This window comes from Pseudomonas sp. MWU16-30322, assembly GCF_020515535.1.
In the GTDB taxonomy this organism is placed as follows: domain Bacteria; phylum Pseudomonadota; class Gammaproteobacteria; order Pseudomonadales; family Pseudomonadaceae; genus Aquipseudomonas; species Aquipseudomonas fluorescens_H.
Genome location: NZ_JAIWYL010000006.1, coordinates 14,770 through 35,254, shown reverse-complemented (window position 1 = coordinate 35,254; position 20,485 = coordinate 14,770). Strand labels below are relative to the sequence as shown.

The following is a 20,485-nucleotide window of genomic DNA, read 5'->3' as shown; positions in this document are numbered from 1 at the left end:
CACCGCTTTCGCGAGCAAGCCCGCTCCCACAATGGTTTCGTGCTACACAGAAAAGCCCGCGTTGCCTGAGAAGGCAACGCGGGCTTTTGCGTTTCCAGGGTTCAGTTGCCGGCGGGGATGACTTCCAGCACGCAAATCTGCTCCGGCGTCGGGTAATGCCAGCGCACATCCAGATCCCAGAACTGCGCGCCGTACTCGCGCTCTGGTGTCGGCGTCTGGTACGCCGGACGCGGATCCTGCGCCAGGCACTGCTCGATCAACTCGACCAGAGGCTCGCCAAGGCGCTGAGCATGGCTGTGCGCCTGTTGCAGTGCAGCGTCCGTCCACTGCACGGCAATCAGCTGTGGCGCAGCGCTGGCGATGCTGTTGGAGGCGTCAGCGATGATATCGGCGTAAGGCACGTAGGGTTTGATATCGAGAATCGGCGTGCCGTCGAGCAAATCGATCCCCGAGATGAACAGCCGATGGGCCTCGACCTTGTCCAGCTTCACCACCGACTGCCCGATGCCATTGGGCCGGTGGGTCGCACGGGTGGCGAACACGCCCATGGACTTGTTACCGCCCAGACGCGGTGGCCGCACCTTCAGGCGCGGCTTTTCTTCCAGCGCCTGATGAAACAGGAACAACAGCCAGACATGGCTGACCTGCTCCAGACCTTGCACGGCGTCCCCCTGATCGAACGGCGCCACCAGCTCCAGCACGCCACGGGCAGCGGGGGCCAATTGCGGCTGGCGCGGGATGGCGAACTTTTCCTTGAAACAGGAACGCACGAAGCCGATGGGGGAGACGTTGTAAGTCATGGTCTGGAGTCAAGGTGGGAGCGGGGTGGGGATGATAACCCGAGGTGGCCGGGCCGACGCCTTCGCGAGCAAGCCCGCTCCCACAGGGATCTCGAGTGGAGTCCGGTTTTGTGTCAGCCACAAAACCTGTGGGAGCGGGGCTTGCTCGCGAAGGTCGCGCCGCCGATTCAGAGCTTGTGGCGCAGATCAGCCGCGAACACGCAGGGTCAGGCCCTTGAGGAAGTTGCGCAGCAACTGGTCGCCGCACGGGCGGTAGTTGGTGTGGCCGACCTTGCGGAACAGTGCGCTCAGCTCAGGCTTGGACACCGGAAACTCGGCAGCCTTGAGGATCGCGTGCATGTCGTCCTCTTTGAGCTCGAAGGCCACGCGCAGCTTCTTCAGGATGATGTTGTTGGTCACCGGCACTTCGATCGGCTGCGGCGGACGGCTTTCGTCCTTGCCACGCTTGAACACCACCAGACCGTCGAGGAAGTGCGCCATGACTTCGTCCGGGCAGCGCACGAAGCCTTCTTCGTCTTCTTCTTTCTTGTCGAGGTATGCGACGACGTCTTTCAGCTCCACGTCCAGGCCGCCGAGCTTGATGATCTCGATGACTTTCTTGTCGCTGATGTCGAGCATGTAGCGCACGCTGCGCAGTACGTCGTTATGAATCATGTGGGTAATCCTGATAATCGTTGTGGGCAACGCGCAGGCACGCTGCCGGAATGTGTGGCGGCAACAGAGGCTTTAGAACTTCTCTTTGCCGGACAGGTAGCGCCATTGGCCGAGCGGAACCTTGCCGATCGAGACGCCGCCGATGCGGATGCGACGAATGCCGACGACCTTCAGGCCAACCGCTTCACAGAACTGGGCGATGATCCCCGGCTGCGGGTTCTTCATGGCGAAGCGCAGGCGGTTTTCGTTCTGCCAGCTGGCCTTGACTGGCGGCAGTTCCTTGCCCTTGTGGGTGAGACCGTGCTGCAGGCGATTGAGGCCGTGGGCAACCATGTCGCCTTCGACTTCAACCACGTATTCCTGCTCGATCTTGGCCGCGTCGGCAGTCAGTTTGCGCAGCACTTTCCAGTCTTGGGTAAACACCAGCAGACCGCTGGCCTTGGGCTGCAGATCGGCGCTGGCGGTCAGGCGCAGGAAGTGGCCGCGCAGCGGACGTTTGCCGTAGCGGTGCTCGTCGCTGAGGGTGTCGGCGCTGAGCGATTGCATGGCGGTGTCGACGTCCATGCCGGCCGGCACGTTGAGCAGGATGGTCACCGGCTCCGGCGCGGTGGCCTGGGCGTCCTTGTCGAGCTCGACCTTCTGGTCGCCGACCTTGAATTGCGGTTCGTCGATCACTTCGCCGTCCACGGTGACCCAGCCGCCCTCGATGAACAGCTCGGCCTCCCGGCGGGAGCAACCGACCAGTTCGATGAGGCGTTTGGAGAGGCGAATCGGGTCAGTCATGACAGGGCCGTAACAAAAAAGGGGTGAGCATTGTACCTGCCTGGCGCCGGTTAAGCCCGGTTCCATTTCGGTAGGTGGTTTTTTGTAGGAGTGAGCCTGCTCGCGATTGCCGTCTAACATTCAGCATTGATGTCGGCTGGTCCGGCGCTATCGCGAGCAGGCTCACTCCTACAAGGGTTCTACGGTGTGTCAGGCATGCTTCGAGCGCTGCTGATTCTGCCGCAAGCGCATATGCAGCAGCGGATACGGCTGGCCCATGCCATCTACCTCCGATCGGCCGATCACTTCAAAGCCCTGCTTGAAGTAAAACCCCAGCGCCTGCGGGTTCTGTTCGTTGACGTCCAGTTCATCGGCATTCAGATGCTGCATGGCGTAGTTCAGCAATTGCTTGCCCAGCCCCTGGCCACGGTGCGCGGGATCGATAAACAGCATTTCGATCTTGCCCGCCGCCGCCCCGGCGAATCCGGTGATGCGCTGCTGATGGTCCTTGGTGCAGATCAGCATCACCGCGTCCAGATAACGGGTGAGCACCAGATTGCGCAGCAACTCGATGTAGCTGTCCGGCAGAAAATCATGGGTCGCGCGAACCGAGGCCTCCCAGACCCGTGTCAGTTCCTGATAATCGCTGAGTTTCGGCGTGTGAATGACCGAATGCTGACGCATGCCCGATGGCCTCTTGTTCGTTTCAAGGGAGTCCTTCCCCCGGTAAACGATAGCCGTAAAAAAGCCCCGCATCTCGTAAAAAAGAGCGAGGCTTTTGATGACACGACTATCCCCTGTGGGAGCGGGCTTGCTCGCGAAAGCAGTGTATCAGTCGACATATTCAGGGACTGATACACCGCCTTCGCGAGCAAGCCCGCTCCCACAGGTTTTTTGTGGTGCTTAGATCTGCTCAGCCCACAGGTCGTATTCGTCAGCGTCAGTCACCTTGCACCAGACCTTGTCGCCCGGCTTGAGGTTGCTGCCGTTGTCGATGAATACGTTACCGTCGATTTCCGGGGCATCGAAGAAGCAGCGGCCGACTGCGCCTTGCTCGTCGACTTCGTCCACCAGCACTTCGATCTCGCGGCCGATGCGCATTTGCAGGCGCGCCGAGCTGATCGCCTGCTGGTGCGCCATGAAGCGCTCCCAACGGTCTTGTTTGACGTCGTCCGGCACCACTTCCAGGTCCAGGTCATTGGCGGGCGCGCCATCGACCGGCGAATACTGGAAGCAGCCGACGCGGTCGAGCTGGGCTTCGGTCAGCCAGTTCAGCAGGTACTGGAAGTCTTCTTCGGTTTCGCCCGGGAAGCCGACGATGAAGGTCGAACGGATGATCAGGTCCGGGCAGATTTCGCGCCAGTTCTTGATCCGCGCCAGGGTCTTGTCTTCGAACGCCGGGCGTTTCATCGCCTTCAGCACTTTCGGGCTGGCGTGCTGGAACGGGATGTCCAGGTACGGCAGGATCTTGCCGGCGGCCATCAGCGGGATCAGCTCGTCGACGTGCGGGTACGGGTAAACGTAGTGCAGACGGACCCACACGCCCAAGGTGCTCAGCGCTTCGCAGAGTTCGGTCATGCGGGTTTTCACCGGCGCGCCGTTCCAGAAACCGGTGCGGTATTTCACGTCGACGCCGTAGGCGCTGGTGTCTTGCGAGATCACCAGCAGCTCTTTGACGCCGGATTTGACCAGACGCTGGGCTTCGTCGAGTACATCACCCGCCGGACGGCTGACCAGTTTGCCGCGCATCGACGGGATGATGCAGAAGCTGCAGCTGTGGTTGCAGCCTTCGGAAATCTTCAGGTAGGCGTAGTGACGCGGAGTCAGCTTGATGCCTTGCGGCGGCACCAGGTCGATCAGCGGATTGTGATCCTGACGCGGTGGCACGACTTCGTGCACGGCGTTGACCACTTGCTCGTATTGCTGCGGACCGGTCACGGCCAGCACACTCGGGTGTACGTCGCGGATATTGCCTTCTTCCACGCCCATGCAACCGGTGACGATCACCTTGCCGTTTTCCTTGATCGCTTCACCGATCACTTCCAGCGACTCAGCCTTGGCCGAGTCGATGAAGCCGCAGGTGTTGACCACCACCACGTCGGCGTCCTGATAGGTGGACACCACGTCATAGCCTTCCATGCGCAGCTGGGTCAGGATGCGCTCGGAGTCGACCAGTGCTTTCGGGCAACCCAGAGATACGAAGCCAACCTTTGGATTGGCCGGCGCAGGAGTGGTGGACATGTCTAACCTCGGTGTTTTGTGACGTCGCTTGCCTGGTGTGGAAGCTGACGGACGGGCGCTTGAAGTGCGCCTCTGATCAAAAAGTGCGCAATTCTAGCGATGAGCAACGCACTTGACCAGCTTTATGCAGGGAAATACGACGAGTGCTGCGCTATGCTTCGCGCCGTTGAGCTTTACCAATTTTTTACAGTCAACAAAACGTCTGTAACAACAGGTAAAACAGCGCATGCTGCACCACAAAGCATAGTGCTTCATTCAAAGAAGCCGGTTCTGAGAAGTAGGAGTGTTGGATGGGTCAGGCAAGTAGTCAGGCGGCGGGCGCCGAGCATTCGGCTGCAAAACCGCTGAGCATGCTGGTCGCGGCAGTCGGGGTGGTTTACGGCGACATCGGCACGAGCCCGTTGTACACCCTCAAAGAAGTTTTTGCCGGTCACTATGGGGTGCCGGTCAACCACGACGGAGTCTTCGGGATTCTGGCGTTGATTTTCTGGTCGCTGATCTGGGTCGTGACGATCAAGTACGTGTTGTTCGTCCTGCGGGCCGACAACCAGGGTGAGGGGGGGATCATGGCGCTGACCGCCCTGGCGCGACGTGCATCCAGCCGCTATCCCAGGTTGCAGGCCGTGCTGGTGATTCTGGGGTTGATCGGTGCCGCGCTGTTTTACGGCGACAGCATGATCACCCCGGCCATCTCCGTGTTGTCCGCGGTTGAAGGTCTGGAGTTGGCGTTCGATGGCCTGGAGCGCTGGGTGGTGCCGATGGCACTGGTGGTCCTGGTTGCGCTGTTCCTGATCCAGAAACACGGCACCGATCGCATCGGCAAGCTGTTTGGCCCGGTGATGGTCGTGTGGTTCCTGGTGCTGGGTGGGCTGGGTGTCAGCGGGATCGTCAGGCACCCTGAAGTCTTGAATGCGCTGAACCCGATCTGGGGCGTGCGTTTCTTCATGGTTCACCCGGGCATGGGTGTGGCGATTCTCGGTGCGGTGGTGCTGGCGCTGACCGGTGCTGAAGCCCTGTATGCCGACATGGGCCACTTCGGGCGCAAGCCGATTGCCCGTGCCTGGCTGGTGCTGGTGCTGCCGGCGTTGGTGCTGAACTACTTCGGTCAGGGCGCATTGCTCCTGGAAAACCCGGAAGCGGCGCGTAACCCGTTCTACCTGCTGGCGCCGAACTGGGCGCTGGTACCACTGGTGGTGCTGGCGACCCTGGCCACGGTGATTGCTTCGCAAGCGGTGATTTCTGGCGCGTTCTCGTTGACCCGGCAGGCCATCCAGCTCGGTTACATCCCGCGCATGCACATTCAGCACACGTCCAGTGCTGAACAGGGGCAGATTTACATCGGTGCAGTGAACTGGGCGCTGATGGTCGGCGTGATCCTGCTGGTGATCGGTTTCGAGTCTTCCGGCGCATTGGCGTCTGCCTACGGCGTGGCAGTGACGGGCACCATGCTGATCACCAGTATTCTGGTGGCGGCGGTGATCCTGCTGCTGTGGAAATGGCCACCGCTGCTGGCGGTGCCGATTCTGCTTGGTTTCCTGCTGGTCGATGGCATGTTCTTCGCGGCCAACGTGCCGAAGATCATTCAGGGCGGTGCCTTCCCGGTGCTGGCGGGGATTGTGTTGTTCATCCTGATGACCACCTGGAAACGCGGCAAGGAGCTGCTGGTCGATCGCCTGGACGAAGGCGCGCTGCCGCTGCCGATCTTCATCAGCAGCATCCGCGTGCAACCGCCGCACCGTGTGCAGGGCACCGCGGTGTTCCTCACCGCGCGCTCCGACGCCGTGCCGCACGCCCTGTTGCACAACCTGCTGCACAACCAGGTGTTGCACGAGCAAGTGGTGCTGCTGACCGTGGTCTACGAAGACATCCCGCGCGTGCCGCCGGCACGCCGCTTTGAGGTGGACTCCTACGGCGAAGGCTTCTTCCGGGTGATCCTGCACTTCGGCTTCACCGACGAGCCGGACGTGCCGCAGGCGCTGAAACTGTGTCATCTGGATGATCTGGACTTCAGCCCGATGCGCACCACCTACTTCCTCAGCCGCGAAACGGTAATCGCCTCGAAACTCGAAGGTATGGCCCGCTGGCGCGAGGCGCTGTTCGCATTCATGTTGAAGAACGCCAACGGCAATTTGCGCTTCTTCAATCTGCCGCTGAACCGGGTGATTGAGTTGGGGACGCAGGTGGAGATGTAGGCCACGCCCCAATTGAAAAGCCCCCGTCAGCTTCAAGGCTGGCGGGGGCTTTTTTGTGCCTGAACACATTGCTTGAATCCTGCACCCATCCCCTGTGGGAGCGAGCAAGCCCGCTCCCACAGGGAAGTGGGTTAAATGCCGGAATGTAAAAAGCCCCCGCAACCGTGAGGCTGCGGGGGCTTTTTGTGCTGCTGGCTCAGATCACTCTGTCGGCTGATCCTTGCTCTGGCGCTTCTCGATCAAGTCCACCAGACGCTTGGCCAGCGCCGGGTAGTTCTCGTCGAAGTGGTGGCCGCCGGGCAGTTTCACCGCTTCGCCGACTGCCGTCTTGTCGGTGCAGCCGCTTTCGTCGGTTTCTTCGGCGCCGTAGATGCACACTACTTTGGCCGCTGGCAGCTTGGCCATTTCCGGGCCGGTGGCGGCTTCTTTGCCGGCGTTGCCGAGCCAGCCTTCGACTTCGATTTCGAAGCTGCCGGTGCGGGCGAAGGCCAGCAGGATGATGGCGTCGACGCGTTGCTGCTCGGTGTCCGGCAGGCGGTTGTAGATCGCCGGCAGGACGTCGGCACCGAACGAGTAACCGGTCAGGATGAAGCGCTTGGTGCCCCATTTCTGGCGGTAGTGCTGCATCAGTTCGGTCAGGTCCAGGGCGCTTTGCTCCGGGCTCTTGTGCTGCCAGTAGTAGCGCAGGGTGTCGATGCCGACCACCGGGTAGCCAATCTTGGCCATCTCGCCGGCCACATCGCGGTCGAGGTCGCGCCAGCCGCCATCACCGGAAAGGAACAGGGTCACGGTGTCCTTGGCCTGACCGGCCGGCACTTCAACCACCGGAATCGCCAGACCACCGTTGGCCTTGTCGCCGCCGACGAGGATCTTGCGCAGCTCGTTGTTCAGCACCTGCGGCAGATTGATGTCGTAGTCGCTGATGCTGGTTTCGGCGTTCGGTTGATCGCGCACGAAGCCGGCGCTGGTGTCGTCCGGGTTGTCGTTCCATGCCACCAGCCAATGGCCGTGGGCCGCGGATTTCGGCAGCAGGTGGGTGCAGCCCGGTTTTTCCAGGGCCAGGTCAACCGAGATGGCCTGGGCCTTGTCGTCCTTCTGCTCGGACAACCAGCGCCAGGCCAGCACGGCGCCCGGGCCGATACCGCTGACCAGCGTGGCCGGGCCGTTCAGTTCGCGCAGGCCGGTTTGCAGCGCGCGGCTCTGTTGCAGGCAGTCCTTGGGCAGAATCACCTGAACGATTTGCGCCGAGGCGCTGCGGCTCAGGGTGCTCAGTTGGTTGTCGGTCAGCTTCTGGTCGTCATTGACCGCTACCAGCACCTGAGCCTTGGGCTGGGTGCCGGGAACGACGCGGGTCATGACCGTGCCGTCGGCGGCAGTCAACGGTTGCAGAGTCGGTTGCGGTGCCGGGCGTTTGAGGTACCAGTAACCGCCGCCGGCAATCACGGCCAGCACGATCAGTGCGGCCAGGATGTACTTCAGGGAGCGTTGAATCATCAGCGTTTCACCAATCCAGTCAAGCCGCCCGCGATCAGGGCAGCAGTATCGGCCAGCGCCACCAGCGGATCGAGTCCGGCGGGCACTGCCATATAACGGGGTTCCCAGTCAGGCTGGAACTTGTCTTTGAAGCGGCGCAAGCCTTGGAAGTTGTACAGCTGCTCACCACGGCGGAAGACCATCGAGCCCAGACGCTGGGTCAGCGGTGCACCACGCCGGGGTTGCAACCCCGACAACGGCACCATGCCCAGGCTGAAGCGCGCGTATCCGTGACTCTTATAGTGTTGAATCAGGCCGACCATCAGGAACTCCATGGTCAGCTTGGGGGCGTCCGGGTGCGAGCGCATCAGATCGAGACTGGCCAGGTCATGGCTGTAAGTCTCGAGCAGGTTGGCGAACGCCACCGGGCGGCCTTCGAAGCGAATCACCGCAATGCGGAAATGCTTCAGGTAATCGTCGCTGAATCGACCGAGGGAGAAACCTTTCTCGCGCACGTTCTTGCCGGTCAGCCACGCATCGGAAATCACTTTCAACTCGTCCATCGGCGCCTGGCCCGGCTCGTGGATTTCCAGCGACAGGCCGTCGCGGGTCCCACGGTTCCAGGTGTAGCGCAGGTCCTTCATCTCCTTGCCCTTGGCTTCCAGGTCAAAGCGATGCAGATCGACCCGGGCTTCTTCGCCGAGCTTGATCGCAGTCAGGCCGATGTCCATGTAGTACGGCAGGTTCTCCGCACGTACCTGATAGAACACCGGACGGGTGTGATGAATGTCGCACAGGTCGCGGAACTGCCAGATCATTTCGGCACGCTGCTGGCCGGGGCCGATCGGGTCGTACAGCGCCACGAGGCTGCGGCCACGGCGGGCGTACATCAGGAACGCCTCGTCGTTGGGGTGAAACAGCAGTGCCTTGTCACCGGTCAGTGCCAGGCCGCCATCGGGTTGCGACGAGGCCATGAGGATCTTCGAGGCGCGTTCCAGTTCATCCGGTGTCGGCAGGTGAATCACCGGGCGCGCGGTGCGCAGCAGCCAGGTCAGGGCGATCACCAGCAACAGTACGGCAGCACCGAGCAGCGAGCGCAGGCCACGTGGCGCGTCAGCGTCGAGGGTGAACTGCCACCACAGTTGATGGCTGTAAGGCACGTCCTGATAGGCGAACAGCAGCAGCCAGGTCGAAGCCCCCAGCACGCAGAGGCTGGCCACCAGATACAGTGGCGAGAACGGTAGCTCGGTCAGGCGGCTCGGACGATAGAACGAACGGCGGAACACCCCCAGCAACGCAGCGGTGAGTGTCATCAGCGTGGCTTCTTCCCAGTCGAAGCCTTTGAGCAGCGAGAGCAGGGCGCCGACCAGCAACAGAATGGTGGTCAGCATCCACGCGGCAGACAGCCGACGACGCAGGCCCTGGGCGAGCAACAGGCACAGCACGCCGATCAGACTGGCGCCGAAGTGCGAGGCGTCGACCAGACGATGCGGGATCAGAAAACCGATGTGTTCGAGACGGGTGTCGATCTCCGGGGTAGCGCCGGAAAACAGCAGCACCACGCCAGACAGGAACACCAGCACCGCCAGAATGGGCGCCGCCAGACCGGACGCTGCGCGCATGGTCTGGGTCTGAAACAGGCGCTGGCCTTCGTTGATCAGCAAGAACAGGCAGGCCACCAGCAGCGGCAGCACGACATAGATCAGGCGGTAGAGCAGCAGGGCGGCGGCCAGTGGCGCGGCACCGAGTGTGTCGGCGAACGCGGCGAGCAGGATCGCCTCGAAGACCCCGACGCCCCCAGGCACATGGCTGAGCACGCCGGCGGCCAGGGCCAGCAGGTACACCAGCAGGAAGGCGCCGAATGGCGGGGCTTCCGGCAGCAGCAGGTAAAGCACGGTGGCTGCTGCGGCGACGTCGAGGGCGGTGATGATCAGTTGCAGGAAGGTCAGTCGGCGGCCCGGCAGGCGCAGCGTCCGGCGCCCGGCCCTGACCAGCAGGTTATCGCGGTACGGTTGCTCCGGCAGGCGCCGGCGGTAGATGCCGATCGCCAGAATCGCGCCCAGACCCAGCACCACCATGGCAATCGTGCCAAGCAGGCCCTCTGACAGGCCCAGGGCGGCGGAAGCGGAAGGCAGGTCGCTCAGGGTCGCGAGAGCCGCCAGCGGTGGCAGGGCGCAGCCCAGCGACAGGCTGGCGAACAGCGTCATGTGGGCGACTTCTGATGCCCCCAGACCATGACGTGCATATAAACGGTAGCGCACCGAGCCGCCGGACAGCAGCGAGAGGCCGATGGCGTTGCCAATTGCAAACGCAGTGAAGCCGCCCAGCGCCAGCGTGCGCGGTGGCAGCGTCACGCCGGCATAGCGGCTGGCTGACCATTCATAGCCCAGCAATATAATGAAGCCGATCACCGTCGCACCCAATGCCCCGAGCAGAGCAGGTTTCGGCACGGCCAGGATCGAGTCATGCAGCGCGTAGAGATCGAGTTCGCTCAGCAGATGGCGACAGGCAATCAGCGCAATGGCAAACAACAGCAATGTGACCGCCAGACCGATAGGCTGGCGGTATTTGCTCAAACGATCCAGTAAGCGCAGGCGCTCGGGCTTGATCGGATGGTCTGCTGTGACGGTGTCTTGTGGATCAGACGAGTTGGCGCGCATCAATCACCTCTTGGATTGTGCGCGACAGGATGGAGGTATCCAGCCAAGTTACCAATCCCTGTAGAAAAAAATAATCACAAAATACTACGCCTCTCATCGGGTATCGGCGAGGGCGGGTCATGGATTGCAGACGTCTTGCCTGCGACTCAAGCATAGTCGCAACTCGGCGGGTCTGATGATCCTGAGTGTTTCACTGCAGCGTGACAGATCATTGTTGCGAAAGGACTTTTTCCACAGATACAAAAAAGGCCACTCTTTCGAGCAGCCTTTTTTGATGTTTGGTTGCGGGAGCCGGATTTGAACCGACGACCTTCGGGTTATGAGCCCGACGAGCTACCAGACTGCTCCATCCCGCGTCTGTGTGGCGGCATTCTACAGGCGAACGGCGAGGTGTCAACCGCTAATCCCGTAAAGGGTCAAATAAGTGTGAATTTGCGTCAAACGGTCGCAGTGGTGCGGTAAGTTTCGGAAATGCAACGAATTCCTGTTCGCCCGGATGTGCGTGATGTGGAGGCCGGTCTGAAAAACAGACAGGCACAAAAAAGGCCACTCTTTCGAGTAGCCTTTTTTGATGTTTGGTTGCGGGAGCCGGATTTGAACCGACGACCTTCGGGTTATGAGCCCGACGAGCTACCAGACTGCTCCATCCCGCGTCTGTGTGTCGGCATTCTACAGAGGAACGCCGGTCTGTCAACCTTGAATTCAGATAAATCTGTTCTTGTTCAATCGGTTAGCGCTTTTTACAGGGCAGGCGAAGGGCACGCAGGGCAGGTGGGGCAAGGCTTTCAGCTCTATTGGCGGGAGATTTTCGATTGAGAAAATAAATTCATGGTCGTTTTCCTACAGCCTGAAAAGAACATTCAGACTACTGGTGCTATATACAGGTGTCAGTGAGATACTGCGGATCCGGCTCGCCATGTTTCCTTTTCTGTCATGACCCAACGAAAAATCATCCACGTCGACTGCGACTGTTTCTACGCCGCCATCGAAATGCGCGACGACCCGAACCTGGCAGGCAAGCCGCTGGCGGTGGGCGGGTCGGCGGATCGGCGCGGGGTGATTGCTACCTGTAACTATGAAGCACGGGCGTATGGCGTGCGCTCGGCGATGTCATCCGGACATGCCTTGAAGCTGTGCCCCGACCTGACCATCGTCAAGCCGCGCATGGACGCCTATCGCGAAGCTTCCAAGGAAATTCATACGATCTTTCGCGATTACACCGACCTGATCGAACCGCTGTCGCTGGACGAGGCCTACCTCGACGTCTCCGACAGCGCGCATTTTGGCGGCAGCGCCACGCGAATTGCCCAGGACATTCGTCGCCGGGTTTCCAATCAGTTGCACATCACCGTGTCTGCGGGTGTTGCGCCGAACAAGTTTCTGGCGAAAATCGCCAGTGACTGGAAGAAGCCCAACGGGTTGTTCGTCATTACCCCGGATCAGGTCGAGGATTTTGTCAGTGGTCTGCCGGTGAGCAAGTTGCACGGCGTCGGCAAAGTTACCGCCGACAAGCTGGGCAAGCTCGGCATCGTCGACTGCCTGCAACTGCGTGAGTGGGACAAGTTGGCGCTGGTGCGCGAATTCGGCAGTTTCGGTGAGCGACTGTGGAGTCTGGCCCGTGGGATCGATGACCGGTTGGTGCACAACGACAGTCGCCGTCAGTCAATCAGCGTGGAAAACACCTACGACGTTGATCTGCCCGATCTGCGCAGTTGCCTGGACAAATTGCCGGAGCTGCTGGAAACCCTGAAAACCCGCATGGAGCGGATCGACAGCAGCTATCGCCCGGGCAAGCCGTTCGTCAAAGTGAAGTTCCATGACTTTACTCAGACCACACTGGAGCAAGCCGGGGCAGGGCGCGATCTGGGCAGTTATCAATTGATGCTGACGCAGGCGTTCAACCGGGGCGGGAAACCGGTGCGGTTGTTGGGGGTGGGGGTCAGGCTGGAGGATTTGCGGGGTGGGTTTGAGCAGATGGAGTTGTTTGAGCGCTAATTGCTGCGGTGTTGCTGATGCCGCTTTCGCGAGCAAGCCCGCTCCCACATTTGATCGAGTTCCTTCAGTGGAATGCAATCAACTGTGGGAGCGGGCTTGCTCGCGAAGCTTTTCAGCCTTAATTCGGTCCCGGATCCGCCACCAGACGCCCGGCATCCTTGGTCAGCGACTTGAGAAACTCGGCCTGTAACTCAGGATCGTTGCGCGTCAGTTCGATCAGGCTTTGCTCCAGCTCGCTGGCTTCCTCTTCCAGACCCAGCTCCGACAGACGCTTGACCCGGTGGACCCACTGGCTCACTTCGTCGTCTTCCAGATCGTCGTAAATCAAACCGTGGGCTTCGAGCAGCTTGCTGCGCAAATGGCTGCTGATGGCCAGGGACGAATCGCTGTGCACGTCATCCTTGCCGTCTTCAACGCTGATCTGCAGCTTGCCGATATGATTCAGGTCATTTTCGGCGAACGGACTGTCCAGCAGGTTCAGGCGCAGCACACCGTTGCGGTCGGTGGTCATGTCGAATGTCTGCTTGCCAGCCTTGACCTGCACCGGACGCTCGCTCCACGGCAGGCTCGAATACTCCATGCGCTTGTCGCGCTGGACTTCATCGATACTGGCCAGATTCTGTTGCGCACGACCATGGGATTGCATGTTCATGGCCGGGTTGAGCCCGTCCAGACCGTAGCTCAACCAGTCCCTGGTCATGCTGTCCGGCAGGTTGCCGAGTGCGAAGACGTTGACCACGTTGGCGCCGATACCCCCCACCAGCGCAACCGCACCCAGCGGAATCTCGTAGATTTTCCGCCAGGGCTGGTAAGGCGTATAGCGATCGTAATGCCGCGTGACCTCGAACTCGGTGACCTCGAAGGTCTTCTGTTCGCTGATTTTCACGCGGCGTTGCGGCAGTTCGAGCACCTTGGGCTCACCGACGTCGATCTGCAGGCTGTGATCGAGCAATTTACGCTCGACCCGCTCTTCGTGCTCGCTGCGCTGTGACATGTGATTGGCGCAGCCGCTGACCAGCAGGGCGCCGCATAAGGCGGCGCCACCGAGGCCCAGGGTGTTTCGCTTGAACATGAGGTCTCTATCTGGATTCAGCGGCGGATACGGGCCTGAAGGAAGGACAGCACGTCGGCAACCGGCAGCGCTTGCGCTTCGGCCTCGGTGCGGCTCTTGTATTCCAGGTTGCCTTCGGCGAGACCGCGGTCGCTGACCACGATCCGGTGTGGAATGCCGATCAGCTCCATGTCCGCGAACTTGATGCCCGGGCTGGTTTTCTTGTCGCGATCGTCCAGCAGCACTTCGAAGCCGGCCGCAGTCAGTTCTGCGTACAGCTTGTCAGTGGCTTCGCGCACCTGCTCGGTTTCATAGCGCAGCGGTACCAGGGCGATCTGGAACGGCGCCAGGGTGTCGCTCCAGATGATGCCTTTGTCGTCGTTGTTCTGCTCGATGGCAGCAGCCACCACGCGGGATACGCCGATACCGTAGCAACCCATTTCCAGGGTGACCGGCTTGCCGTTCTCGCCCAGCACTTCGCACTTCATCGCCTTGCTGTACTTGTTGCCCAGCTGGAAGATGTGCCCGACTTCGATGCCGCGCTTGATTTCCAGGGTGCCTTTGCCGTCCGGGCTTGGGTCACCGGCCACGACGTTACGCAGGTCGGCGACGGTCGGAACCGGCAGATCGCGCTCCCAGTTCACGCCGAAGTAGTGCTTGTCGTCGATGTTCGCGCCGATACCGAAGTCGCTCATCAGTTCGACCGAGCGGTCGATGATGATCGGCAGTGGCAGGTTCAGCGGGCCGAGCGAACCGGCGCCGGCGCCAATGGCGTCACGCAGTTCGGCATCGGAAGCCATGACCAGCGGGCTGGCAACGCCCGGCTGCTGGGCGGCCTTGATTTCGTTGAGCTCGTGGTCGCCACGGATGACCAGGGCAATCAGCTTGCCTGGCTCTTCGGCGTGGACGATCAGGGTCTTGATGGTCTTTTCAATCGGCAGATTGAATTTTTCCACCAGGGCGGCAATGGTCTTGGTATCTGGGGTGTCGACCAGGCGCAGCTCTTCGGTCGGTGCTGGACGCGAGGTTTCGCGTGGCACGGCTTCGGCTTTTTCGATGTTCGCGGCGTAGTCGGAACCGTTGCTGAAGACGATATCGTCTTCGCCGGATTCGGCCAGTACGTGGAATTCGTGGGAGCCAGCGCCACCGATCGAACCGTTGTCGGCTTCAACCGGACGGAATTTCAGACCCAGACGGCTGAACACGTTGCAGTACGCCTGATGCATGCGGTCATAGGTGATCTGCAGCGAAGCCTGATCGGCGTGGAACGAGTAGGCGTCCTTCATGATGAATTCGCGGCCGCGCATCAAACCGAAGCGTGGGCGGATTTCGTCACGGAATTTGGTCTGGATCTGGTACAGGTTGATCGGCAGCTGCTTGTAGCTGCTCAACTCGTTGCGCATCAGATCGGTGATCACTTCTTCGTGGGTCGGGCCCGCGCAGAAGTCGCGACCGTGGCGGTCTTTGATGCGCAGCAGCTCAGGGCCGTATTCTTCCCAGCGCCCCGATTCCTGCCACAACTCGGCCGGTTGGGTGCTCGGCATCAACACTTCAAGAGAACCGGCAGCGTTCATTTCTTCGCGAACGATGGCTTCAACCTTGCGCATTACCCGCAAGCCCATCGGCAGCCAGGTGTACAGGCCCGAAGCGAGTTTGCGGATCATGCCGGCGCGCAGCATCAGCTGATGGCTGACGACGACCGCATCGGAAGGCGTTTCTTTCTGTGTGGCGAGCAAAAATTGACTGGTGCGCATGGTTGGCCGTTGTCGGTTGCTATGACTGGAAATGACGGAGCAGTGTACCGGCGAGATTTGCCGACGTACAGGATTGCGCTCGGCGGTGAGGCTCAACGGCGGGAATCCTCCCGCCGTATCTGAATTGTCCTACGACTCTTCGACCACGCTGGTCGGCACAGGCTCGGGCGTTGGTGTCGGGCCTTCGCGGCGGTTTTCCTGAAACCAGTGCAGGGCGATCAGCACCAGGGTCGGCACGCCGAGCAGCGCCGTGATCATGAAGAAGTTGTGGTAGCCGAACTTCTCGACCATTACCCCGGAATAACCGCCGATCAGGCGCGGCAGCAACAGCATGATCGAGCTGAGCAGGGCGTACTGGGTGGCCGAGAACTTCAGGTTGGTCAGACTCGACAGGTAGGCGACGAAGGCTGAGGTCGCCATCCCCGAACTGAAGTTGTCGAGGGAGATGGTCACCACCAGCATCTGCAGGTTCGGGCCCATGTCAGCCAGCATCACGAACAGCAGGTTGGTTGCCGCCGAAGCTGCGCCGCCAATGAACAGGATCGGCAGGATGCCGAAGCGTACGATCAGCAGGCCGCCCATCCCGGCGCCGAGGAGGGTCATGATCAGGCCGAAGATCTTGCTGACGCTGGCGATCTGATCCTTGGTGAAGCCCTGGTCGATATAAAACACGTTGGCCATCACGCCCATCACCGTGTCGGACATCCGGTAAGTGGCGATCAGCCCGAGCAACAGCAATGCCTGCCAGCGGTAGCGCAGGATGAAGTCGTTGACCGGGGTCAGCACCGGCGCCAGGCCGCGACGGCCCATGGTCGACAGGCACAGGCCGGTGAGCAGGGTGTAGAGGATGGCGCGCAGGAAGGCGCGGTCTTCGAGCAACAGGTCGAGCGGGCTCATATTGCCGAACAGAACGCCGGCGAAATCGGTGTTGTAGAGCTGGGTGAACATCGCCGGAACCGACACCAGCAACACAATCAGCACGAATACCGAGGCCAGTTGATGCCCGAAACTGTAGCGGCCGGCCTGCAACTGCGTGCGCAGTGGCACTGGCGGTTCGCGCATAAGCAGCGAGGTCAGCAGGGCAGGGATCATCAATACCCCGAACAGGGCGTAGGTGCCGGTCCAGGCCGAGTGTTGATAGTTGAAACCGGTGGAGCCGAAGCCTTCGGCAAAGAACAGCGCGCCCGCCGTGGCGAGCAGGGCGGCGACGCGGTAGCCGGACATGTAACTGGCAGCCAGCGCGGCCTGGCGGCTGTCGTCAGCGATTTCCAGGCGATAGGCGTCGACCGCGATGTCTTGGGTGGCGGAGGCGAAGGCGACGATGACGGCAATGGCGATCAGCCAGGACAGGTGTTTCTGCGGATCACAGAAGCCCATGCCGATCAGGCCCAGAATCACCAGGGTCTGCGAGAGCACCAGCCACGAACGGCGGCGGCCAAGCTTGCCCAATAAAGGCAGGCGCCATTGGTCGAGCAGCGGTGACCACACCCATTTGAAGGCGTAGGCCAGGCCGATCAGGCTGGCGTAGCCGATGGTTTCACGGGCAACACCGGCTTCACGCAGCCAGACGGAAAGCGTCGAAAACACCAGCATGTACGGCAGGCCGGCAGCAAAACCGAGCAACAACAGCACGAGCGTCGAAGGACTGGCATAGGCGGCGAGCGCGGCGCGCCAGGTTTTACGGGGCATGGGCTGAAGTCTGCCTCAAGATTGCGAAAACAAAGCGCGCACTCTAACCGCTGTGCTCTATCGGACGCCAGCCATGGCGCTGAATATCCACACGATTGTTCAGGACGGTGACGCCTTCAGAACGCAATCGTGCCCGTTGTTCGTCCCCCGAGGGGCTGCCCGGCGGCAGGCTGATCCGACCGCCGGCGCCTAATACCCGGTGCCACGGCAACCTGGTATCGGCGGGTAGCTGGCTCAGGGTCCGGCCGACCCAGCGGGCGGCGCGCCCCAACCCCGCGAGTTCAGCCAACTGACCATAGCTGACCACTTTGCCCTCAGGTACTTGGGCAAGTGTCGAATAGAGCGCCGTGCGTCGGATTTGCGCCGGGCTTTCGTCGGGATGGGGTGGCTCTTTCACCTGCGCCGTTCCTGAACAAGAGGTGGTGGATGGGGTCAAGGGTAATCCGTCGGCGCGCAGATGAGAAATGAACTCAATGGAAATCGCCCGGTCAGTCCTTGTCAGGGTCTTATTCCTACGGATAATGCCGACCTTTTTTCGCAAACTTGAGCCCTCGATCCGCTTATGCTGTCCAGAACCTTGCTGTGCCTTGCTGTCTTCAGTGCCTCCACGCCGCTGCTTGCCGATACCGTCTGGTTAAAGAACGGTGACAAGTTGAGCGGTAAGATTTCCTTGTTCGACGGCGGCAAATTGCTGATCCAGACCCAGTATGCGGGGGCGGTCAGCATCGACTGGAAAGAGGTCAAGACCCTGCAAAGCGATCAGGAGCTGCTGGTCAAGCAGGATGCCTACAGCGGTGAGAAAGCCAAGTCGCTGACCGCCGCCGATGACGGCAAGGTCACCTTGGCCAACGGTGAGGCGCCGAAAACCGTGGAGCTGGCGAGTATCCAGCAGATTCTCAAGCCGAAACCGGTGGTCGAGGATCTGGTGTGGAAGGGTAATGTTGGTCTGGCTCTGGATTATCAGCGTGCGGAAAAGGATACCGACGACTACGACATTGACTTCAAGACCACCGCGCGTCATGGCCGCTGGCGGCACACCGCCGAGGGCGAATACAACCGCGAAGTGCAGGACGAGCAGGTCACCACCAATAACTGGCGTGCCGAATACGCACTCGACCGCTTCCTGACTGACAAATGGTTCTGGCAGGGCCGCCTGAACTACAAGCGCGACTACGTTGAAGAGCTGTCGCGTCAGCGTGTGGTCGGTACCGGTCCGGGCTACCAGTTCTGGGACGACGAACTGGGCGCGTTCTCGCTCGGTTCGTTGCTCAACCGCACCGATTACGAATACAGCGATGGCGGCAAGGACAACTTCTATTCGGTCGCCATGAAGTGGGATTACAACCGCTACCTGATCGGCAAAAAAGTCGAGTTCTTCACCAATGGCGAACTGGGCAAGCCACTCTCTGACGTAGCCAACTACGCGCTGGATGCCGAGATGGGCCTGCGCTACAAGGTCACCGACTGGGCGTCGCTCAACCTCAAGGCTGAACGCGACATCATCAGCGGCACCAAGGACGCGGATTTGAACAAGACCCGCTACACCGCAGGGTTTGGCGTGGCCTGGTAAAGCACAAGCAAAAAGATCGCAGCCTGCGGCAGCGCCTACAAGGGGATGGTGTTCATCCTGTAGAAGCTGCCGCAGGCTGCGATCTTTTTTTGTGCGTGGAAAAACACACGCCCACAAAAAAGCCCCGCTTTGAGGGCGGGGCTCTTTTCTAAAGAAGCTACAAGTTAGATAACTTGTACTTCTTCAGCTTGCATGCCTTTCTGACCGCGGGTAGCGATGAAAGAAACCTGTTGGCCTTCTTTCAGGCTTTTGAAGCCGTCGGATTGGATAGCTTTGAAGTGAACGAACAGGTCGTCACCGGATTGTGGAGTGATGAAGCCGAAGCCTTTTTCATCGTTGAACCACTTAACGGTACCGGTTTGGCGATTAGACATGGTGTAACTCCTTGAACAAAGATAACTGCGACTCAGGAAGAACCCTGGCCGAGACTGAGTGCAAAGAGCAGGAAAAATTCTTGTAGATGGTTGGATCGAAATTCAACATATCGTGTAGAGATTCTCAGTGACACAAGCAACACAGTGGCGCCACCTTAACCCTTTTTCCGGAACGTGCCAATGTTTCTTGCGAAGGTTTCTCTGTTTTAGGGATCGGCGGTGTGACAGTTCGTCGCCAGAACCCGTATTTCCAGCGTGTTCGGCGAGAATTTCAGTGTGGACTTTGAACACGGCGGCGCGCCCGGTAAGATGCCGGACAGATTTTTTCCACCTCGCTATTCAGGACACCCGCCATGAGCATCAAATCGGACAAGTGGATTCGCCGCATGGCGCAGGAACACGGCATGATCGAGCCTTTCGTCGAGCGCCAGGTGCGCGGCAGCGACGACAGCCGTGTGATTTCCTACGGTGTGTCGAGCTACGGCTACGATGTGCGCTGCACCAACCATTTCAAGGTGTTCACCAACATCAATTCGGCGATCGTCGATCCGAAGAACTTCGACGCCGGCAGCTTCGTCGACATTCACAGCGACGTCTGCATCATTCCGCCGAACTCCTTCGCGCTGGCCAGCACCGTCGAATACTTCCGCATTCCGCGCAACGTATTGACCATCTGCCTGGGTAAAAGCACCTACGCGCGCTGCGGCATCATCGTCAACGTCACTCCGCTCGAGCCTGAGTGGGAAGGTCACGTGACGCTGGAATTCTCCAACACCACCAACCTGCCGGCGAAAATCTACGCCAACGAAGGCGTGGCGCAGATGCTGTTCCTCGAATCCGACGAGCAGTGCGAAGTTTCGTACAAGGATCGCGGCGGTAAATATCAGGGCCAGCGTGGCGTGACTCTGCCACGTACCTGATCCATCCGGCAGTTCGCGGGAATTCTTTGGCGGGCAGACACTCTATGGGGTGTACTGTCCGTTTTTGCTTCTGGCAAAGCGGGCCTTCGCCGAGGAGGGTTCCATGAAGATCGATCCGCATATCACCGCCGAACTGGCAAGGCTTGAGCCCAATCAGGTTGGCGTACTGGCCTGGTCTCTGCTGGCACATCCGCTGAACATGGCCGGCGGGATTCCCGGCCAGCCTGATCCCGATACCCCCAATGAACAACCGACCGAACCGGGCGAGCCAACGCTGCCGGACGAGCCGCCACCCGCGCCAGTGGCCTGAGCCACTGCCCCATGAATGGCCAGTCAGCTGAGGTTTGCCC

Annotated in this window: 17 protein-coding genes, 2 tRNA genes and 1 pseudogene; 6 read left to right on the top strand and 14 right to left on the bottom strand. The window is 60.5% G+C overall.

The window, feature by feature from the left end:
- Nucleotides 1-101: 101 nt before the first annotated feature.
- The 4 genes from tsaA to LCH64_RS13445 form a co-directional block, all read right to left on the bottom strand.
- The gene (gene tsaA, locus LCH64_RS13460; protein WP_226500498.1) at nt 102-800 is read right to left on the bottom strand and encodes a tRNA (N6-threonylcarbamoyladenosine(37)-N6)-methyltransferase TrmO; all 699 of its coding nucleotides are present in this window, start codon (nt 798-800) and stop codon (nt 102-104) included.
- 186 nt (nt 801-986) lie between these two features.
- Entirely contained in the window at nt 987-1,454 is a 468-nt protein-coding gene (locus LCH64_RS13455) for a DUF1456 family protein (RefSeq protein ID WP_003222279.1), read from the bottom strand.
- A gap of 72 nt (nt 1,455-1,526) precedes the next feature.
- Entirely contained in the window at nt 1,527-2,237 is a 711-nt protein-coding gene (locus tag LCH64_RS13450; protein WP_003222280.1) for an rRNA pseudouridine synthase, read from the bottom strand.
- A gap of 189 nt (nt 2,238-2,426) precedes the next feature.
- Nucleotides 2,427-2,900 carry a GNAT family N-acetyltransferase gene (locus tag LCH64_RS13445; RefSeq protein WP_226500497.1) on the bottom strand — a complete coding sequence of 158 codons (474 nt, stop codon included), beginning with the start codon at nt 2,898-2,900 and terminating at the stop codon, nt 2,427-2,429.
- A gap of 97 nt (nt 2,901-2,997) precedes the next feature.
- Between LCH64_RS13445 and LCH64_RS13440 the strand changes: the two are divergent.
- Nucleotides 2,998-3,108 (top strand): annotated as a pseudogene (locus LCH64_RS13440) (EamA/RhaT family transporter); the annotation flags it as partial.
- 11 nt (nt 3,109-3,119) lie between these two features.
- Here the strand turns inward: LCH64_RS13440 and rimO are convergent.
- Nucleotides 3,120-4,457 (bottom strand): 30S ribosomal protein S12 methylthiotransferase RimO, encoded by a 1,338-nt coding sequence (gene rimO / locus LCH64_RS13435; RefSeq protein ID WP_226500496.1) that lies wholly within the window; start codon nt 4,455-4,457, stop codon nt 3,120-3,122.
- 290 nt (nt 4,458-4,747) lie between these two features.
- On the opposite strand from rimO, the gene LCH64_RS13430 reads away from it, so the two are divergent.
- Nucleotides 4,748-6,649: a potassium transporter Kup gene (locus tag LCH64_RS13430; protein WP_003222283.1), complete on the top strand. Its 1,902-nt coding sequence runs from the start codon at nt 4,748-4,750 to the stop codon at nt 6,647-6,649.
- A 201-nt stretch (nt 6,650-6,850) separates the two neighbouring features.
- On the opposite strand, the gene LCH64_RS13425 is transcribed toward LCH64_RS13430, so the two are convergent.
- The 4 genes from LCH64_RS13425 to LCH64_RS13410 all read right to left on the bottom strand — a co-directional run bounded on the left by LCH64_RS13425 (nt 6,851) and on the right by LCH64_RS13410 (nt 11,435).
- Nucleotides 6,851-8,143 (bottom strand): AcvB/VirJ family lysyl-phosphatidylglycerol hydrolase, encoded by a 1,293-nt coding sequence (locus tag LCH64_RS13425; protein ID WP_003222292.1) that lies wholly within the window; start codon nt 8,141-8,143, stop codon nt 6,851-6,853.
- On the bottom strand, nt 8,143-10,782 hold the full coding sequence (gene mprF / locus LCH64_RS13420; protein ID WP_003222293.1) for a bifunctional lysylphosphatidylglycerol flippase/synthetase MprF: 2,640 nt from the start codon (nt 10,780-10,782) through the stop codon (nt 8,143-8,145). Before mprF ends, LCH64_RS13425 begins: the two co-directional genes overlap by 1 nt.
- 279 nt (nt 10,783-11,061) lie before the next feature.
- Nucleotides 11,062-11,138, bottom strand: a tRNA-Met gene (locus LCH64_RS13415).
- Between the two features lie 220 nt (nt 11,139-11,358).
- Nucleotides 11,359-11,435 (bottom strand) — tRNA-Met (locus LCH64_RS13410).
- A 280-nt stretch (nt 11,436-11,715) separates the two neighbouring features.
- Between LCH64_RS13410 and dinB the strand changes: the two genes are divergently transcribed.
- Nucleotides 11,716-12,777, top strand: coding sequence for a DNA polymerase IV (gene dinB, locus LCH64_RS13405; protein ID WP_003222295.1), 1,062 nt, complete (start codon nt 11,716-11,718; stop codon nt 12,775-12,777).
- Nucleotides 12,778-12,895: 118 nt separating this feature from the next.
- Here dinB and LCH64_RS13400 read toward each other — a convergent pair whose 3' ends face one another.
- The 4 genes from LCH64_RS13400 to LCH64_RS13385 form a co-directional block, all read right to left on the bottom strand.
- Entirely contained in the window at nt 12,896-13,849 is a 954-nt protein-coding gene (locus tag LCH64_RS13400; protein ID WP_226500495.1) for a hypothetical protein, read from the bottom strand.
- A 17-nt stretch (nt 13,850-13,866) separates the two neighbouring features.
- Nucleotides 13,867-15,582 carry a proline--tRNA ligase gene (locus LCH64_RS13395; RefSeq protein ID WP_226500494.1) on the bottom strand — a complete coding sequence of 572 codons (1,716 nt, stop codon included), beginning with the start codon at nt 15,580-15,582 and terminating at the stop codon, nt 13,867-13,869.
- A 129-nt stretch (nt 15,583-15,711) separates the two neighbouring features.
- Nucleotides 15,712-17,271 carry an AmpG family muropeptide MFS transporter gene (locus LCH64_RS13390; protein ID WP_003222302.1) on the bottom strand — a complete coding sequence of 520 codons (1,560 nt, stop codon included), beginning with the start codon at nt 17,269-17,271 and terminating at the stop codon, nt 15,712-15,714.
- Between the two features lie 43 nt (nt 17,272-17,314).
- Nucleotides 17,315-17,668: an MGMT family protein gene (locus tag LCH64_RS13385; RefSeq protein WP_003222304.1), complete on the bottom strand. Its 354-nt coding sequence runs from the start codon at nt 17,666-17,668 to the stop codon at nt 17,315-17,317.
- Between the two features lie 165 nt (nt 17,669-17,833).
- On the opposite strand from LCH64_RS13385, the gene LCH64_RS13380 reads away from it, so the two are divergent.
- Entirely contained in the window at nt 17,834-18,841 is a 1,008-nt protein-coding gene (locus LCH64_RS13380; RefSeq protein ID WP_226500493.1) for a DUF481 domain-containing protein, read from the top strand.
- Between the two features lie 164 nt (nt 18,842-19,005).
- On the opposite strand, the gene LCH64_RS13375 is transcribed toward LCH64_RS13380, so the two are convergent.
- Entirely contained in the window at nt 19,006-19,215 is a 210-nt protein-coding gene (locus LCH64_RS13375) for a cold-shock protein (RefSeq protein ID WP_002554837.1), read from the bottom strand.
- A 353-nt stretch (nt 19,216-19,568) separates the two neighbouring features.
- On the opposite strand from LCH64_RS13375, the gene dcd reads away from it, so the two are divergent.
- On the top strand, nt 19,569-20,135 hold the full coding sequence (dcd, locus tag LCH64_RS13370; protein WP_003222308.1) for a dCTP deaminase: 567 nt from the start codon (nt 19,569-19,571) through the stop codon (nt 20,133-20,135).
- Between the two features lie 103 nt (nt 20,136-20,238).
- The gene (locus LCH64_RS13365) at nt 20,239-20,445 is read left to right on the top strand and encodes a hypothetical protein (protein WP_003222309.1); all 207 of its coding nucleotides are present in this window, start codon (nt 20,239-20,241) and stop codon (nt 20,443-20,445) included.
- Nucleotides 20,446-20,485 lie beyond the last annotated feature (40 nt).

Excerpts from the sequence above, each read along its gene's own strand:
- tsaA (WP_226500498.1), bottom strand. The coding sequence starts at position 800 with ATGACTTACAACGTCTCCCCCATCGGCTTCGTGCGTTCCTGTTTCAAG.
- LCH64_RS13455 (WP_003222279.1), bottom strand. The coding sequence starts at position 1,454 with ATGATTCATAACGACGTACTGCGCAGCGTGCGCTACATGCTCGACATC.
- LCH64_RS13450 (WP_003222280.1), bottom strand. The coding sequence starts at position 2,237 with ATGACTGACCCGATTCGCCTCTCCAAACGCCTCATCGAACTGGTCGGT.
- LCH64_RS13445 (WP_226500497.1), bottom strand. The coding sequence starts at position 2,900 with ATGCGTCAGCATTCGGTCATTCACACGCCGAAACTCAGCGATTATCAG.
- rimO (WP_226500496.1), bottom strand. The coding sequence starts at position 4,457 with ATGTCCACCACTCCTGCGCCGGCCAATCCAAAGGTTGGCTTCGTATCT.
- LCH64_RS13430 (WP_003222283.1), top strand. The coding sequence starts at position 4,748 with ATGGGTCAGGCAAGTAGTCAGGCGGCGGGCGCCGAGCATTCGGCTGCA.
- LCH64_RS13425 (WP_003222292.1), bottom strand. The coding sequence starts at position 8,143 with ATGATTCAACGCTCCCTGAAGTACATCCTGGCCGCACTGATCGTGCTG.
- mprF (WP_003222293.1), bottom strand. The coding sequence starts at position 10,782 with ATGCGCGCCAACTCGTCTGATCCACAAGACACCGTCACAGCAGACCAT.
- dinB (WP_003222295.1), top strand. The coding sequence starts at position 11,716 with ATGACCCAACGAAAAATCATCCACGTCGACTGCGACTGTTTCTACGCC.
- LCH64_RS13400 (WP_226500495.1), bottom strand. The coding sequence starts at position 13,849 with ATGTTCAAGCGAAACACCCTGGGCCTCGGTGGCGCCGCCTTATGCGGC.
- LCH64_RS13395 (WP_226500494.1), bottom strand. The coding sequence starts at position 15,582 with ATGCGCACCAGTCAATTTTTGCTCGCCACACAGAAAGAAACGCCTTCC.
- LCH64_RS13390 (WP_003222302.1), bottom strand. The coding sequence starts at position 17,271 with ATGCCCCGTAAAACCTGGCGCGCCGCGCTCGCCGCCTATGCCAGTCCT.
- LCH64_RS13380 (WP_226500493.1), top strand. The coding sequence starts at position 17,834 with ATGCTGTCCAGAACCTTGCTGTGCCTTGCTGTCTTCAGTGCCTCCACG.
- LCH64_RS13375 (WP_002554837.1), bottom strand. The coding sequence starts at position 19,215 with ATGTCTAATCGCCAAACCGGTACCGTTAAGTGGTTCAACGATGAAAAA.
- dcd (WP_003222308.1), top strand. The coding sequence starts at position 19,569 with ATGAGCATCAAATCGGACAAGTGGATTCGCCGCATGGCGCAGGAACAC.
- LCH64_RS13365 (WP_003222309.1), top strand. The coding sequence starts at position 20,239 with ATGAAGATCGATCCGCATATCACCGCCGAACTGGCAAGGCTTGAGCCC.